This is a genomic window from Pseudomonas sp. 3B-A001-10F (assembly GCF_056313565.1).
On sequence record NZ_JBQYFW010000001.1, the window covers coordinates 1 to 15585 of the forward strand.

A 15585-nucleotide genomic window follows, 5' to 3' on the forward strand; every position below is an offset into this window, starting at 1 on the left:
CCTGACACACCGCTATCGCGAGCAGGCTCACTCCTACAGGGGGTTAGTGGTGAAGGTGAAATCAGTGTTTTTCCTCCAGGACTTTGTTGAGTTCAGCGCCGTCGATGCTCAGCGTCGCGGTATTGAGCATGCCGTCCAGGTAGGCTTGGGCGATTTGTTCCTGGCGTTGCGCACGCAGGGCCTGGGTCAGTTGATCGCGCAGTTCGTCGAGGGTCGCCAGACGCGCCGGTTGTTGCTCGGTGAGTTTGATCACGTGGAACCCGGCGGCGCTTTGGACGGGATCAGAAACCGCGCCAACCTTGAGCCGCGCCACTGCACCACGCACTTCCGGCACCAGTTGCTGCAACGGTTGCAGGCCCGTATCGCCGCCGCGTTCAGCGGAGACGCGATCCTGCGAATATTGTGTCGCCAGTGCAGCAAATTCCGCCGGTGTCGCCTGCGCTTTCTTGCTCAGCTCAGTGGCCTGCTTGCGCACAGCCTCAAGACCTTGCGGATCATTCACCCCAAGGAAAATCTGGCTGACCCGATACAACGCAGGCGTCTGCCAATTGGCTTTGCCCGCGTCATAAGCCTGCTGCAACTCAGCCGCACTCGGGTAGTCTGCCGGCACCTGGCTGACCGAACGCAAGTAATCACGGAACACGATCTGCTCAGTCGCTGCCCGAGTCTGCCGCGCAACCTCGGGACGCTGCGCCCAGCCCTGCGCATCGGCCTGCTCGAGCACCGCTTTCTCGGCCAGACGCGTGCGAATCCAGCGTTCCAGCGCCTCACGATTGCCGCGCAATTGTTCGCGGGTTTCCGGCGGAACTGTAGCCAGCAACGCCTGAAGTTCTGCAGGGGTTACCTGCTGATTACCCAACCGCGCCACCGCCGGCCCCGTTGCAACCGCCGCTACGGACGACGATTGCTGGGCGGCGACCGGGTCACTGCCCGGCCGCACCACCAGCGCCACGGCCACCACCAGCAGCGCCACTGCCGCAGCGCTGATCACCATGGCTGGCTTCTTCACAGCGCGACTTCCTCTTGCTCGGCGACAGCCGCTTTAGAAGTGGATGCTTGCGCTGCCTGAGTGAAATCACGCAGATAAACGATAAATTCCTGCAACAGGCGATCCCACAATTCCAGGTTGCCGCGCAGGTGATCGTTGCTCACGCCCGCCGCCACCACCACATCCATTTCCATCACCAGAAACTCGCCCTGCAACGACAACCGCGCAAAACGACGGCTCGCGTTCCACTGCTCGGCCACACCCTGTGGCAACTCACCCTGCACCCGCAGCGCACAGCTGAAAGTGAAATCGACGTAGCTGCCCTGCTCCACCGCCGGATTACCAAAACGCACGGCGTAACCAATGCCCTGGCTAGCGCTGAGCAACTGGACGATGCCGTTCTGCTCGGTTTCGTTGACGCGATAACCTGCAGCTTGCAGGACTTCGGTCAGGGATTTTGGCGATACGTGGCTGATCAATTGAGTCATTGTTTCTTCCTTGTTTGTCAGTGCGTGAGCGCGGCTTGCGGCGCGTCGAATTGAGTCTTGTAGAGGTCGTCGCCAAACCCCTGAGCCAGTTCATCGAACTTGACCCGGGCACTGCCCGCGAAGGGCTGGCGGATCTTCATCACCTCGGCCACGTCGATGTTTTCGTAGGCAGTGAGGATCTGCTTGGCGACGCCGTACATCTGCTGATTCTTGACTGAACATTGCTGCACTTGTGTGTCACGTTCAGCCAATTGCGCTTGAAGCTTAGACCGTTCTGCTTCTTTGGCACGGGCCAGCACCAGCAACTCGTCATAGGCCTTTTTGAACTTGCCGGTCTGCTCGGCGCTGGCCGCCACTTGTGCCTGCGCCTGGCTGTGCAGGCTCTGTTGCTGCCCGACCAGTTGCTCAGCGACGCCTTTGGCCTTGGCCAGTTCAGCGCTCAATTGCTTGATTTGCGCCTGCGCAGCCTTGGCTTCGTTTTGCGCCGCCAGTTGCGCGGCGCTGGCCTGGGCCTGCTGACTTTGCAGGGCCTGCAACTGTTGCGTGGTGCTGCGCAATTGCGTGCGCAGGCGCTCTTCCATGCCTTCGGCATTCACCCCGGTGGCAATCAACAGCCCGAGCCCGAGCAACACAAATCGCGTTTTCATAACCCTCTCCCGGCGCCTTAGAAGCGCGTGTTGATCTCAAGCTGCAAGACGTCGATGTCGAACGGCGCGCCGTACACCGCTTCGGTACTCATCCAGCGACCGGTCGCGTAAACGTTCTTCGCCAGACCATAGTTGCCGCCGATGAAATAACCCTTGGCGTTGGTGCCGCCGAGGTGGAACGACGAGTCGTTGAAGCCATCCGGCAAGGCGTCAGGCTGGATGTACTTGTAACCGGCGAACATGTTCCAGTCGCCCTGCTTTTTCAGGTCCAGCGCACTGCCGAGGGTGAACTGCACCATCCACGCATTGGCGCCGCTTTCGATTTCGCCGTTGCTGTCGAGGTTGTTGACGATCTGCCCGGCCGAACGCTTGCGCATGTCGCCCTCGTCGTACGCGAGGTTGTGGATGTAGTTGCCCTGGCTGCGCAGTTTGAAATCTTCTGGCAGGTCGGCGTCCCACACCACGTTCAGGTCCAGCAGATTGAATTCGGAAGCGAGGCCAACAAACTGCGGCTGCGGCGTGGTGGTCGGGTTGAGCGGGTTCGGCGTGATGTCACGCAACAGGAACACGCTGTTGCCCTTCTGCATGAACGCTGCGCGGCTGCCATCGCTGTCGCAACCTGGCGCGCCGGCCCACGGTTCGCAAGGGCTGGAACGCTGGCCTTGAATGTCGTCGAAGCGGTAGTAAGCCAGTGCGCCTTTCAAACGGTTGTTGCTGTTGATTGCCCACTTGGCGCCGATCTGCGCGCCGTACAGCCACTTGTTGTCGCTCTCTTCCTTGTCGAAGCCGTTGCTGCTGGCGGTGTCGTTGGTGTAGTCCACCGGGAACGCACCGACGGTGCCGAACACGCCCCAATCGCGGTTGAGCTTGTGGTCGAAAATCGCCGCGACGCCGTCGAAATTCAAGTCGTTGGAATAGAGCATGTCAGTGGACATGAACGGATTGGCGAAGCGCCCGCCGGTCAGGGTCAACTCATCCGTAGGCTTCCAGTTCAGGTAACCCTGATCGAGCCAGATGTCCTTTTTGGCGAAGCCGCCGCCAAGGCTTTGCGTGGTCGATACCGGGTTGTTGTCCGAGCCGGTGCCGATGCGAATGCCGGCAGTCCATTGCGGCGAGATCTCGGCTTTCATGCCCAGCCGTGCGCGGATGCGGAACTGGTTGGTGCGGTCTTCGCGGGTGTTGAGCAGCGGCGGCAGATTGGTGCTGCTGTTCGGGTTAACGTCGTACGGGCCGTTGTTGTTGAGCTTGGCGAAGTCGACGATCTCGTTGCTGTTGCTGTCCGAGTAGTAGCGCGATTCATCACGCAGGCGAATGTCGCCGTCGAAACTGATGCGCGCTGCCCATTCCGGGAAGCTGTTGGGCGCGGCCCAGTTTTCCTGTTTGGCGGTGGCCATGACTTCGGCTTTGACCTGGTCGCGGATCTGGTCGCGCACCGCTGCCGGCACGTATTGCACACGCACGTCACCCGGCGCAGCGACCGGCCCGGCCGCGACTGCGGTGGATGCGGCGGCCTGTTTGGCCTGGGCCGCTTCGTTCTGCGCCTGAGCGATCAGCGCATCAGCCTTGTCCTGTTTCAGAATGCCCTGCTCGACCAGCAAGCGGATCAGATTGATCGTGGCGTTCTCCGAGGGCGCAGGCGCTGCCACGGCCTGACCGACCAGGGTCGCAATGACCATGCCGACCGCCAGGGACAATCGATTCACATTGGAAATCATCTGCACACAACTCCTTTTGGCAAAGCGTAAATAAGTGAATTAGCCCGGACGCCGCCCTTGCAGGGACAGGCGCACAGGCAACGTGATGGAGGCCGGTGGCCGTTCGCTCAGCGCCGGGGCACCGCGCAGCGCCGCCAGCACCTGGGTATCGATTTCGGGATTGCCGCTGGACTTGATCAGCTCGACCCGGGTGATCTCGCCAACGCTGCTCAGCCAGACATCGGCCTGCAGCGAGAACGCGAGGTTGCGCAGCTCAGGGTTCTCACGGAGCAAACGCTGGAAGGTGAACGCCAGAAACTGGCTGTACGTCCCCGTGCCCAGACGCCCGCCGCCGGTCCCGGCCATGCCGCCGCCCTTGCCCGCGCCGATGTTGAAGGCGTCGTTGCCGCTTTGAGCATCGCCGTCCATTTGCATTGGGTTGGCCAGATCGTCCGCCGGTGATGGCGGTGCTTCTTCCTCGGGCTTGACCTCTTCTGGCTCGGGCGTTGGCTCGGGCTCGACGACTTTCTCTTCCACCGGGGTTTCCGGTTCCGGCGGTTTTTCCGGCGGCGGAGGTGGCGGTGGTGGCAACGGAATGATCGTCGGCACCTTCGGCGCTTCGCGGCGGATGCCACTCATGTCGTTGGCCCACTGCCAGAGGAACCACGCAGCGAGCGCGCCGATGAGCAAGCCGGCGCCCCACTTCGCATAACGCAGCGCTGGCTTTTTTACCGGCAGCGGCTCAATCGGGAGTTGTGCGGTCATGACTCAGCCCTGACTCGGTTTGCCGGTGACGAGACCGACCTGGGACAGTTCGAGCCGGCGCAACAGATCCAGCACTTCGATGACTTTCTGGTATTGCACGGTCGCATCGCCGCGCACGATCACCGGGAAATCCGGGCTCTGCGCCTTCTCGATGCGCAAGCGCTCTTCCAGCTCGGCCAATGTCACCGGATAGGCGTCGAGGAACACCTGGCCGCCGTCGTTAACCGAGATCGCCTTGGTCTTGGCCTCGGACAGCGACACGGAGGCGCTGGCCTTGGGCAGGTTGATCTGGATCCCGGAAACCTGCGCGGTGGCGGTGAGGATGAACATCACCAGCACCACCATCAGCACGTCGACCAGGGGCGTGATGTTGATGCTGTCCACCGCGGCATCGTCATCATCGTCGTGGGAGGCATTTACAGACGCCATGTCAGTGCTCCTCAGGCCGGTACGGAGTGGTTGGCGTGATGGCCGCGATGCGACGCTTCACTGAACTGGCTCTCGCCGTGCATCTCCGCCAGACGGGTGATGAACTCGTCGACGAACACGCGCATGTCGGCGCTGACTTCCTTGTTGCGGGTGATCAGGCGGTTGTAGCCAAACAACGCCGGGATCGCGACGAACAGGCCCATGGCGGTGGCGAGCAAAGCAGCAGCCATACCGGGAGCGATGGCGTTGATGTTGACGTCGCCGGCCATCGCGGTGCCGAGGAACACCACCATGATCCCCAGCACGGTGCCGAGCAGGCCGATGTACGGGCCGCCGGCGATGGCGTTGGACAGGGTCGAGAGTTTCGAGCTCAGTTGCTGGTTTTCCCGGGTACGTACGCCGTCCATGGAGCAGCGGATCGCTTCGATGGTGGCCGCTGACACCGACGAGGTATCGGCGCCCTGCTCGCGACGGGTGCGGATCTCTTTCACCGCTACCAGATACAGACGCCACAGCGACGAGTGCTGCAAACGCTGGGCGAGTTGCGCGTCGTCGGCGAACATCTCCAGACGCGTGCCGACCTTGGCGAACTGCACGCGGAAGTCTTCGTTGGCGGCAGTGACACGGCTGAGGCTACGGTTCTTGCGCAGCATGATGATCCACGACTGGAACATCATCAGCACCAGCACGGCGATGATCACCCAGGCATCGATTGGCACGGCGTTGAGCAGGAAGCCGAGGCTGCCGAAACCGAAACCGGACTGTTCTTCGTCGACACCGTAAGCGACCAGTTTCGACTCGGCGCCTTGCGAGCTGGCATCGGCCAGCAGCAGTGCTGCCGGACGTGACACTTTCGACAGGCGCAATTCGTCGATGGCGCCCACGAACGGCTGGAACGGGCCTTCGTGCACGTCAGCGCCGATGGCCATGACCGAATTGAAGGCCGGCATCGCCTGGGCAAGCGTGGCGGCTTCGCGACCATTGATGAACAGGGTCACTTTGGAACCTTCAGCAGTCAGCGCAACGTGCTGCCATTGCCCCGGATTCAGCGCTTGCGTAGCGACGGCGCGTTGGCCATCGATCTCCACAAACGGCACGCCTTGGTTCGCACCGATCAGCAAGCTGTTGGCGCCTTCGCGACGGGCGAGAATCAGTTGCTCGCCATTGGCCTGATCCAGACGCAGCCAGGCACTGAAGGTGAACGCACTGCCAGCGTTGTGCTGCAGCGATGGACTGGCCGGCAGCAACAGCGGCTGACCGCTGAACTGCAAGGCGCGCCCGACGACGCCGTCAATCGCCGCGCCGGTCGCGCTTTGCGCGGTATTACCGTAGGCGGTGGTGTCTTTGGCCGGGGTGCCAGTGGCGCCGTCAAAGTGATAGAGCGCGGTGTAATTAGGGTCGAAGGTCAACTGGCCGTTGCCGGTGGCCGGCGCCTTCTGATTGCCGTAATACATCCAGATGTCCTGGCGCTGAGCGCCCTCGACATTCGGCACATCGACCCAGATCAGCGCCATGCCCATCAGCGCATCAAAACTTTCGATCTGGTGGTTGAGCACGGTTTTGTCATCGGCGGCGACAAAGCGCAGGTCCGCGCCGTCCTCTTTCACCCCATCGAAGGTGAAGTTGCCGGTGTGCAGGCGCACCAGTAACGCGGTGCGGCCGAGGGCCTGATTGATCGCCGCACCTTGCGGCGTGGTGTCGACGGCGATCTGTTTGCGGTAGTGCCAGTCGTCCTGCCACCAGGCCTGAGCCGTGGCCGGGAGCACGAAGCCCAGGCAGATCAACAACGAAAGGAAGAGGCGCTGCATGAACGTGCTCCTTGTCAGAAAGTGGCTTGAAGGTTGAAGTGCAGGCGCGATTCCTGCTTCGAGGTGTTCGGCCCTTCGAGTAGCGGATAGCCCCAGTCGAGGCTGCCGGACAGCCATTTGCTCAGACTGGCGCGAGTGCCGAGGCCGACACTGGCCAGGGCGTAATTGGCGTCCTGGTCCGGCAGTTCGTCGCGCAGGTACAGTTGCGCGCCTTCGGCAAAGGCGTAGAAGCGCCAGTCCTGCATCCACGTGCCGGCGTACTTGGCCAGCGATGGCGTGCGCAGTTCCTGGCTGAGCAGTAAGCCGTCATCGCCGGTACGCTCGGCGGCCAGATAGCCGCGCACCGAAGTCGCGCCGCCGGCGGAGAATTGTTCGTTGGAAACCAGTGGCCCCGAGGCCAACTGGAAAGCGGCTTTGCTCGCGCTCTGCCAGTCGCTGTCGAAGGTCCAGGTGTAGTTCGTGTCGCCCTTGAGCACGGCGAAACTCGGCTTGGCGCGGTAGCGCTTGTAGTCGAAATCTTCGTCGGAACTGCCGTAGCCGAAAATGCTACGAGTGGCGGCTACCAGGCTCAGACCGAGGCCGAGCTGGCTCTTCTCGGTGTAGCGATAGCCGTTGTAGGCGAAGGTGAACGGGGCGTATTGCAGCGGGACTTTGTCGCTCTCACCGGACAGGGTCAGGCGTTCGTCGAAGTCCTTGAAGTCGATGCCGGCCGACAGCGAGTTCGACCAGTTGCCGCTCGATGGCAACGTGTAAATCGCCGAGACGCCATAGGAATGGCCCTTGCCCAACACGTTGCTGCCGCCGATGGTGGCGACGTTGCTGTCGGACTGGTAACCGGAGAACTGCACGCTCCAGCGATCCGTCAGCGGCGCGGTATACGAACCCGACCAGACCTTGGCGTTGTCAGTGTCCTGCGGCGCGGTGAAGTAAGTCAGGTTGATGCTGTGGCCGAGTTGCCAGAGGTTGTTGTAACCGAGGCTGGTGAAGGTGCGCAGCTTTTCGGTGTCGGCGCTGTAGTCGTTGTTGAGGCCGACGCTGGCGGTCCACGGGTTCTGGTCTTCAACCTGCAAATCGACGTCCATGGTGCCGGGGCGCTGGCCTTCGCGCACCAGCGGCATCACCTGGCGACCCGGCGTCTTGTTGAGCTGCGCCAGTTCGCCCTGGACCTTGGCGAAGTCCGGTACCTCGCCCTCCTTCAACGCCGGCACGTCGTCGCGGATATCGAGCGGCGAATAGTGTTTGGCGCCGACCACACGTACCCGGCCGACCTTGGTTTCGCTGACTTGCAGGTAGACGATGCCGTCGGCGACGGCTTGTTCCGGCAACTCGACGAACACCGATTGATAACCGCGCTCCTGATAAGCCTTCTGCAATGCGTCCCGAGCACCTTCGATATCCGTGAGGGCTTTTTGCGGGCCGAGAAACGGGTACACCGCCTCTTCAATCGCGCGTGCGTCGAGTACGGTGTTGCCGCGCACAAAGTACTCGTTGACGTCGACCAGACGCTGCGCTGCCGCGCTTTCGGCAGCCTCTTCGGCCAATGCCGGCTGCGCGCCCGCCGTCACCAGCAGCCAGCCCCACAGCGCCAGCCGTGACTTGAAAATCGGTTCCACACTACCCCCTGAATTCGCGATGACCTGTTGGCGTTTCGAACGCCGCGTGTATGGCGTCAATTGCTGGCTGTCGAGGCGCAGGCGTGTTTGCCCAGCCACGTGTGCAAAAGCGCGAAGTTCAACGAGAACTCGGGCATTTGCAGCAAGGCGCCGCAGAACACTTCGCCGATGATTTTTTGAATGAGCAGCACCGCGCGCGGCTCGTTGAGCAACGTGGCGATGTCGCGACTGAGGGCGTTGAAGCTCCAGACTTTCTGGTTCAGGCCCAGGCCAACGAACCAGCGGAACAGCAGGTTGTAATTGAGCTGTTCATACAGTTGCTGTTCGCTGGGCACCGAATACAGCAGCTGCAGAAGCAGGATGTGCATCACCGTTTGCGCGGGTATCAACATGCCCGGCTCGGCATTGAGGTCGTGCAGGAGTTCGCGGTGGGCGTCGAACAAGTCGTCGATCTGCGGGCGCAGCAACACCAGCGAATGGCCCGGCGGAATGTAGCTGGAGACCTCTTTCAAGGCGCCCTGCCAGTCATCCTGCGAGACGATCCAGACCCACGGCGCGCCGTAGCGATACACCGAAACCGGCTTCTTGCGCGCGGCCTCGACGATCTTCGACAGGCGTTGATCGAGTTCCTGCATGCCCACTTTCGAGTAGCGTTCCATAGTCCCCATTGCCTCACTCCCGGCGTCCCGCCTCGGCTTGTGAAAAGCGCCCCGTTGGGCCCCTCAAGCGCGTTACATAGGCATGACCGGACTGGCGATGTGCTACCGAACTTTTGTCATAAAAGCTTCATTACAGGATTGATAGGGATTTAACAGACAACACAAAACCCTGTGGGAGCGAGCTTGCTCGCGAAAGCGGTGTGCCAGTCAATTAGAAGGTGACTGACAGGACGCCTTCGCGAGCAAGCTCGCTCCCACAGGTTTACCGTTTTATTTGTATTTGGCTTTAAGTCGGCCCGGGATGGACTCGAGTCAGGGGCCAGCACATATCGAATAGGTGACTTAACGAAATATCGCGCAGGCGCCACACGGTAATTCAGTCCCCCATTCAAGTATGGCTAGTCGTTCTTCAAATGAAAGAATCCTTTTACTTTCAGCCTCTCCGGTCCTGGTGGAACCGGAGAGCCTTTCAACTTCATATCCATACTGAACAACCCAGTGGCTGTCTTGGGTGACTCTGTATACGAGACAGCAAATGAACCAGACTCAACACCATATTCGTAATGGTACGAATCGCTGTAGTCGATATACTTCACATCCAACAGATCCTTCGCGTCATATATTAGAAACGACTCTCTTTTGGGAAACGTTAATAGCAATTGTTTTTTTGGCTCCATATTTCCGCCCACACCCTGACGTCCAAATACGCTGAAACCGTAGGTTGTGTCGTCAAGGGTAACAATATCTGCCCGCATGCTTCCGAGCTGGTCGGTTTCCACTTCAAACAGGCCAATTGCATTGGCTACGACCACTTCAGTGTCCGTCTTCATTTTTGTCATCCTGATAGGCTATTTGTCTATTGAAAGAGCGGCACAGCCTGAACTTTCAATGCATGCTGCATAGACTGTGTCACCTACCATAAGTACATCCATCGCGGAAAAGATGTCTACTGTCAGACTTGACAGTAGACAAACTCAAAAAAATTGGGATCAGGCGTAAACTGGCCACACTTCAACGATCTTTCCACCCCGCACGGCTAACAAATCCCCAAACTGCAACAGCACTGCTTCAGTCTGCGTCGGACGCAGGAAGACTTGATCTTCCACAACCAATCCCACGGCATTCGAGCCATTGACCATTTCCTGATTCGAGCTGCGGCCGTACACCCCATTACTCTGCAAACCGGCTGGCGATTCGAACTCGGCCATCCAGTTACCGCCGTAGATGAAATAGGTCTGGCGCTGATTTTGGTCCCACCACGAAAACAATTTCGACTTGTCATCCAGTGCCGGAATATTCACCGCGCCTGTGCTTTTCAAGACTGGCGTGGCGATGTAAGTCGCGGGCACATGCTCGGTCAGCGACGGCAAATCGTAGTGCGTCGGTTTGAGCATCGCCGTGCCCACGGAAACTTCGGTACTCAGTTTCTCGTTTTCGTGAATGCGATAACTCGGACTGCCAGCAGTGTTCAGGCACAAACCGTCGTGCCACAACGCGGGAAAATGCTGCCGTGTGAAGTCGACACAACGCTGATAAATCACCATGACCTTGGCGAACAATTCTTCCGGTGAACCGAGAATCCCCGGCACGCCCATGCCTACGAACGGGTCATAACCCATGAACCCGGCGAACTCCAGATGCTGGGGGTTAGCGCTAATCAGCGTGAGCATCTGCCCAAGGACATTCACATCACTGACCCCGCCACGATGCAGACCGACGTCCAGTTCGATGTTGATGCGCATCCGTGTGCCCAAACCCTGCGCCAGCGCAAGGTATTGCTGCAAACGCTCCGGCCCGTCGAGTAGCCATTGCAGTTGCTTTGCGGGATCGAACGGACCTTTGTGGGTTTGGTAGAACAGCTCTGCCGAACGCACCGGCAATGGCTTGCCGAGCAGGATGTCGGACTGTGGAAAAACCTGCGCATCGTGATTGAGAAACGGCTGATGGAACGACATCAGCTTTCGTGTACCGGCCCGTCGCCCGATGTAGCTCAACAGTCCCGGTGACGGCAGCGACTTTTCCACCAGCCGCAGGTGTTTGCCGCCGCGTTTGATCGACTGCATCACCACATCAATGTTGTGATCGAGGCGATCCAGATCGATCAGCAGCACCGGGCGCATAGGCCCCTTTTCCTTCAATTCCTTGTTCAGCGCCCGGAAGTATTCGCTGTACGGCGCGCCGCGATCGCCCGGCCGCAGCCACGCGCCAACGCCGACCAACAAAGCACCGACACCCAACGTGCCGAGCAGAAAATTGCGCCGATTGACCGCCATCAGCTCACCCCCAATATCGACGCCAGATGCGCATTGAGAAACCGTCCACTCGGATCCAGCGCCTGACGCACGTCGACAAATTCACGCCAGCGCGGATACAGCGGTTGCAGGTTCTTCGCGTTGAGCGAGTGCAACTTGCCCCAATGCGGCCGGCCGTTGTACTTCCAGAAGATCGGCTCGACCGCGGCGAAGAAGTTGTGATGATCCATCTGGTAATGCTGGTGTACCGAGATCGAACAGCTGTCGCGGCCCTCGAACATGCTCAGCGGAATGTCGTCAGCCTTGACGTAGCGGTACTCGATGGGAAACCAGGTGCGCAGGTCCTTGTCCTGAATCAGCTTGAGGATTTCGCGCAGGCAAGCAGGGCCATGTTCGGCCGGCACTGAATACTCCATTTCGTTGAACCGCACCGTGCGCACATTGGCGTAGATGTCGAAGGAGTCGCCGACGCGATCATCGAAACGGGCCAGATGGCGCAGGCTGTTGAGCAGCGTGCGGCGCAGGTCGGGGAAGTCGCTGGCGTATTTGTCGATCTTCTCGATCAGGGTGACGAACTCGTTGCCGCCCTCTTCTTCCGGGCTGATCGGCGGCGTCGCCGGGTCGTCGGTTTCGTTGAGGGCGATGGACAAGGCGTAGTCGGAATGCGTGACGACGAGCATTTCCCAGTGCTGGTTTTCACGGGTGTTGTTGTCGAGGTCTTCGAGCAGTTCCTCGGTCTTGGCGATCCACTGGCGTTCGCGTAGGCGGTATGCCTGGCGGTTTTGCAGACGGATTTTAGTGGCGACACCGAGCGCACCGAGGGAGACGCGGGCGGCGTTGAATACTTCGGGGTGGCGCTGGCTGTCGCAGTCGAGCACCTCACCATTGGCCGTGACCAATTGCAGTCCGCAGACGTGGGCCGAGTAGGACTGGAAGTTTTTGCCGGTGCCGTGGGTGGAGGTGGCAATGGCCCCGGCCAGGGTCTGGTAATCGATATCGGCCATGTTCTGCAGGGCCTGGCCGATGTCTTTCAGTGGCTGGCCCATGCGCGACATGGGGGTGCCGGCGGCGAATTCGGCTTGCAGGGTTTTCGCATCGTGATCGAGCAGACCGCTGAAATAGCTCAACGACAACAGCGTGCCGTCGGTGGGCACCAGCGCGCTGAAGGAATGCGCCGAGCCGACCGGGCGAATCTTGCCTTGTACCTGCTGGATCACGGCCACCAGCTCATCGAGATTCTTCGGCGCCAAGCGTGCCGCCGGCAAACAACTCTGCCCGCCCGACCAGTTGCGCCACGGAATCAAGCGTGGCGCGCGCAGCAACTGGCCCAATGCCGGGTTCGTCGCCAGCGCACTGAACGCGCCAACGATACTTGCCCGTTGCAACAACTGACGCCGTGTCAGATCCATCGTCATGCCGGGCACCTTATTGTGGGAGCGGCTGGTCGGCCATGAAGCCGATCAATTGCAGGAATTGTTCTTCCGAGCACTCGACGCACTGGCCCATCGGCGGCATGCCGTTATAGCCGTTGATGGCATGGTCGAGCAGCGTGTCGGTGCCTTGCTGGATGCGCGGCTCCCAGGCTTTGCGATCACCGGTTAGCGGCGCATTGGCGGCGGGATTGGCGTGGCAGAGTTGGCAGCTGTTGGCGTAGATCTGCGCCAGTGCCGGGTCTTTGGGCGTGGCGTTGCTATTGACGCTGGTCGGGGGTTTGGAGTCTTCGCCGCAACCAGGCAGCGCCACGGCCAACGCCAGCAGTAGAGTGAGTCGGATTGCCCGCATAACGGCCTCGCTTATTGTTGTGAACACACCTTACGGCAGCGGCGGCAACGGGTTGAGGGCATTGCGGGACAGCGAAGGGGGCAAACGGGGCCAGCTCTCCCCCCGATGATCGTTCCCACGCTCTGCGTGGGAATGCCTCAGGGGACGCTCCGCGTTCCAATGGGACGCAGAGCGTCCCGGGCTGCGTTCCCACCCGCAGCGTGGGAACGATCATCAAGCCTGTCAGCTCTGCTCTGCGCCTTTGCGTGACATTCGGGTGACATTTGCAGGTTTAAATTCCGGCGCATTCAGGCGTATAACCTGTGAAGGCTTTTTGATCTGCATACGGACATCAACACGGGGTAGCGACATGACCACAGCAAACATCCTTGGCAACCTGTTCCCTTCTGTCAGCGACATCCCGGAAAAATATCGCCTCGACGCTCAGGTCGAGCAACGCGAATACCTGGTCGACGGCCAGTTGCGCCGCTGGGACGGCCCGCTCGCCACGGTGCGCAGCCCGGTTTATCTCAAGGGCGATAACGGCGACGAACAGGTCATCCTCGGCAGCACGCCATTGCTCGACGCCGACACCGCGCTCACCGCCCTCGACGCTGCCGTGCGCGCCTACGACCGGGGCCAGGGCCTGTGGCCGACCATGCGCGTGGCCGAACGCATCCAGCACGTCGAAGCCTTCCTCGGCCGCATGCGCCAACAGCGCGATGCGGTGGTGAAGCTGCTGATGTGGGAAATCGGCAAGAACCTCAAGGACTCGGAAAAAGAGTTCGACCGCACCTGCGACTACATCGTCGACACCATTAATGCGCTCAAGGAACTGGATCGCCGTTCCAGCCGTTTCGAGCTGGAACAGGACACCCTCGGGCAGATCCGCCGCGTACCGCTCGGCGTCGCCCTGTGCATGGGCCCTTACAACTATCCGCTGAACGAAACCTTCACCACGCTGATTCCGGCGCTGATCATGGGCAACACCGTGGTGTTCAAACCGGCCAAGCTCGGCGTGCTGCTGATCCGTCCGCTGCTCGAAGCCTTCCGCGACAGCTTTCCCACCGGCGTGATCAACGTGATTTACGGCAGTGGCCGCGAAACCGTCAGCGCACTGATGGCCAGCGGCAAGATCGACATCTTCGCCTTCATCGGCACCAACAAAGCCGCCAGCGACCTGAAGAAACTCCACCCCAAACCTCACCGTTTGCGCGCCGCGCTGGGTCTGGATGCGAAGAACCCCGGCATCGTCTTGCCGGAAGTCGATCTCGACAACGCCGTCAGCGAAGCGGTCACCGGTTCACTGTCGTTCAACGGTCAGCGCTGCACCGCGCTGAAAATCCTCTTCGTGCACGAGGATGTGGTCGATAGCTTCATCGAAAAATTCAACGCCAAACTGGCCACGCTGAAACCGGGGATGCCATGGGACAGCGGCGTGTCGCTGACGCCGCTGCCGGAGTCGGGCAAGGTCGATTATCTGCACGGGCTAGTGGCGGATGCGCGCAGCAAGGGCGCCGAAGTGGTCAACCCCAATGGTGGCGAATCCCGCGAATCGTTCTTCTATCCGGCGGTGCTGTACCCGGTAAATCCGCAGATGCGCGTCTACCAGGAAGAGCAATTCGGCCCGGTGGTGCCGATTGTGCCGTACCGCCATCTCGATACCGTGATCGACTACGTGCTGGAGTCGGACTTCGGTCAGCAGTTGAGCATCTTCGGCACCAACCCGGTGGCGGTCGGTCGTCTGGTTGACACCTTCGCCAACCAGGTCGGGCGGATCAACCTCAACGCGCAGTGCCAGCGCGGCCCGGACACTTACCCGTTCAATGGCCGCAAGAATTCGGCCGAAGGTACGCTCTCGGTGCACGATGCGTTGCGCGTGTTCTCGATCCGTACGCTGGTGGCAACCAAGTTCCAGGACAGCAACAAGGACCTGATCAGCGAGATCATTCGCGGCCGTGATTCGAGCTTCCTGACCACCGACTACATCTTCTGATCAACTGTCACGCGGATCGTGAATAAGCAAAAAGGCGACGGCAACCGCTTCTGACCCAAAGTCGCCAAGCGCCCGGCAAATCAGTGGCTACACTGATGCCAGCACTGTGCTGGATGCCGGGAGCTTGACCATGCTGGATTACTTTGCGCTAGGGGTTTTGGTGTTTGCCGGGCTCGTACTGTTTTACGGGATCATCGTGTTGCACGACATCCCCTATGAGATTGCCGTTCATCGTAACCACCCGCATCAGGATGCGATCCATGCCACTGGCTGGGTCAGTCTGTTCACCCTGCATGCGCTCTGGCCCTTCCTGTGGATCTGGGCGATGGCCTATCGAGAAGATCGCGGCTGGGGCTTCGGTGACGGTAAATCCGTGCAAAACCATGTCGTTCGCCTGGAGCAACAGGTGGTCGAACTGCAAGGACGCCTCGAACGACTCGAAGCGCTGAATGCCACTGCTCCCCACAACGGGGAGGCCTGAACGC

At 60.4% G+C, this 15585-nt stretch carries 15 protein-coding genes; 2 read left to right on the forward strand and 13 right to left on the reverse strand.

All coding sequences use genetic code 11. From position 1 onward, the window contains the following. Positions 1-61 precede the first annotated feature (61 nt). The 13 genes from AC0ZWN_RS00005 to AC0ZWN_RS00065 form a co-directional block, all read right to left on the reverse strand. Complete coding sequence (locus tag AC0ZWN_RS00005; protein ID WP_476333509.1) at positions 62-1009, reverse strand: peptidylprolyl isomerase; 948 nt, start codon at positions 1007-1009, stop codon at positions 62-64. Beyond that, entirely contained in the window at positions 1006-1476 is a 471-nt protein-coding gene (locus tag AC0ZWN_RS00010; protein ID WP_116254711.1) for a YbjN domain-containing protein, read from the reverse strand. Before AC0ZWN_RS00010 ends, AC0ZWN_RS00005 begins: the two co-directional genes overlap by 4 nt. Before the next feature lie 17 nt (positions 1477-1493). Further along, positions 1494-2123 carry a DNA repair protein gene (locus AC0ZWN_RS00015; RefSeq protein WP_476333511.1) on the reverse strand — a complete coding sequence of 210 codons (630 nt, stop codon included), beginning with the start codon at positions 2121-2123 and terminating at the stop codon, positions 1494-1496. Positions 2124-2140: 17 nt separating this feature from the next. Further along, a complete protein-coding gene (locus AC0ZWN_RS00020; RefSeq protein WP_476333513.1) occupies positions 2141-3838 on the reverse strand; it encodes a putative porin in 1698 nt (565 codons plus the stop codon). Between the two features lie 39 nt (positions 3839-3877). After that, positions 3878-4582 carry an energy transducer TonB family protein gene (locus AC0ZWN_RS00025; RefSeq protein WP_007915486.1) on the reverse strand — a complete coding sequence of 235 codons (705 nt, stop codon included), beginning with the start codon at positions 4580-4582 and terminating at the stop codon, positions 3878-3880. Positions 4583-4585: 3 nt separating this feature from the next. Beyond that, on the reverse strand, positions 4586-5011 hold the full coding sequence (locus AC0ZWN_RS00030) for an ExbD/TolR family protein (protein WP_003201710.1): 426 nt from the start codon (positions 5009-5011) through the stop codon (positions 4586-4588). An 11-nt stretch (positions 5012-5022) separates the two neighbouring features. Then, a complete protein-coding gene (locus tag AC0ZWN_RS00035) occupies positions 5023-6819 on the reverse strand; it encodes a DUF2341 domain-containing protein (RefSeq protein ID WP_476333515.1) in 1797 nt (598 codons plus the stop codon). 14 nt (positions 6820-6833) lie between these two features. Next, positions 6834-8432, reverse strand: coding sequence for a ShlB/FhaC/HecB family hemolysin secretion/activation protein (locus AC0ZWN_RS00040; protein WP_476333516.1), 1599 nt, complete (start codon positions 8430-8432; stop codon positions 6834-6836). A gap of 56 nt (positions 8433-8488) precedes the next feature. Next, positions 8489-9100 (reverse strand): transposase, encoded by a 612-nt coding sequence (locus tag AC0ZWN_RS00045; RefSeq protein ID WP_093433056.1) that lies wholly within the window; start codon positions 9098-9100, stop codon positions 8489-8491. 389 nt (positions 9101-9489) lie between these two features. Then, positions 9490-9921 (reverse strand): hypothetical protein, encoded by a 432-nt coding sequence (locus tag AC0ZWN_RS00050; RefSeq protein ID WP_093433058.1) that lies wholly within the window; start codon positions 9919-9921, stop codon positions 9490-9492. 159 nt (positions 9922-10080) lie between these two features. Next, positions 10081-11289 carry a DSD1 family PLP-dependent enzyme gene (locus AC0ZWN_RS00055; protein WP_476333917.1) on the reverse strand — a complete coding sequence of 403 codons (1209 nt, stop codon included), beginning with the start codon at positions 11287-11289 and terminating at the stop codon, positions 10081-10083. A gap of 74 nt (positions 11290-11363) precedes the next feature. After that, entirely contained in the window at positions 11364-12692 is a 1329-nt protein-coding gene (locus tag AC0ZWN_RS00060; protein ID WP_476333918.1) for a D-arabinono-1,4-lactone oxidase, read from the reverse strand. A gap of 76 nt (positions 12693-12768) precedes the next feature. Further along, positions 12769-13125, reverse strand: coding sequence for a c-type cytochrome (locus tag AC0ZWN_RS00065; RefSeq protein ID WP_257354878.1), 357 nt, complete (start codon positions 13123-13125; stop codon positions 12769-12771). A 349-nt stretch (positions 13126-13474) separates the two neighbouring features. On the opposite strand from AC0ZWN_RS00065, the gene AC0ZWN_RS00070 reads away from it, so the two are divergent. After that, positions 13475-15100, forward strand: coding sequence for an NADP-dependent glyceraldehyde-3-phosphate dehydrogenase (locus AC0ZWN_RS00070; protein WP_007915458.1), 1626 nt, complete (start codon positions 13475-13477; stop codon positions 15098-15100). 130 nt (positions 15101-15230) lie between these two features. After that, the gene (locus tag AC0ZWN_RS00075; RefSeq protein WP_093433068.1) at positions 15231-15581 is read left to right on the forward strand and encodes a DUF3302 domain-containing protein; all 351 of its coding nucleotides are present in this window, start codon (positions 15231-15233) and stop codon (positions 15579-15581) included. Positions 15582-15585: the final 4 nt, after the last annotated feature.

Coding starts and splice junctions, on each gene's coding strand:
- AC0ZWN_RS00025 (WP_007915486.1), bottom strand. CDS start 4,582: ATGACCGCACAACTCCCGATTGAGCCGCTGCCGGTAAAAAAGCCAGCG.
- AC0ZWN_RS00045 (WP_093433056.1), bottom strand. CDS start 9,100: ATGGGGACTATGGAACGCTACTCGAAAGTGGGCATGCAGGAACTCGAT.
- AC0ZWN_RS00020 (WP_476333513.1), bottom strand. CDS start 3,838: ATGATTTCCAATGTGAATCGATTGTCCCTGGCGGTCGGCATGGTCATT.
- AC0ZWN_RS00035 (WP_476333515.1), bottom strand. CDS start 6,819: ATGCAGCGCCTCTTCCTTTCGTTGTTGATCTGCCTGGGCTTCGTGCTC.
- AC0ZWN_RS00010 (WP_116254711.1), bottom strand. CDS start 1,476: ATGACTCAATTGATCAGCCACGTATCGCCAAAATCCCTGACCGAAGTC.
- AC0ZWN_RS00065 (WP_257354878.1), bottom strand. CDS start 13,125: ATGCGGGCAATCCGACTCACTCTACTGCTGGCGTTGGCCGTGGCGCTG.
- AC0ZWN_RS00030 (WP_003201710.1), bottom strand. CDS start 5,011: ATGGCGTCTGTAAATGCCTCCCACGACGATGATGACGATGCCGCGGTG.
- AC0ZWN_RS00050 (WP_093433058.1), bottom strand. CDS start 9,921: ATGAAGACGGACACTGAAGTGGTCGTAGCCAATGCAATTGGCCTGTTT.
- AC0ZWN_RS00075 (WP_093433068.1), top strand. CDS start 15,231: ATGCTGGATTACTTTGCGCTAGGGGTTTTGGTGTTTGCCGGGCTCGTA.
- AC0ZWN_RS00015 (WP_476333511.1), bottom strand. CDS start 2,123: ATGAAAACGCGATTTGTGTTGCTCGGGCTCGGGCTGTTGATTGCCACC.
- AC0ZWN_RS00070 (WP_007915458.1), top strand. CDS start 13,475: ATGACCACAGCAAACATCCTTGGCAACCTGTTCCCTTCTGTCAGCGAC.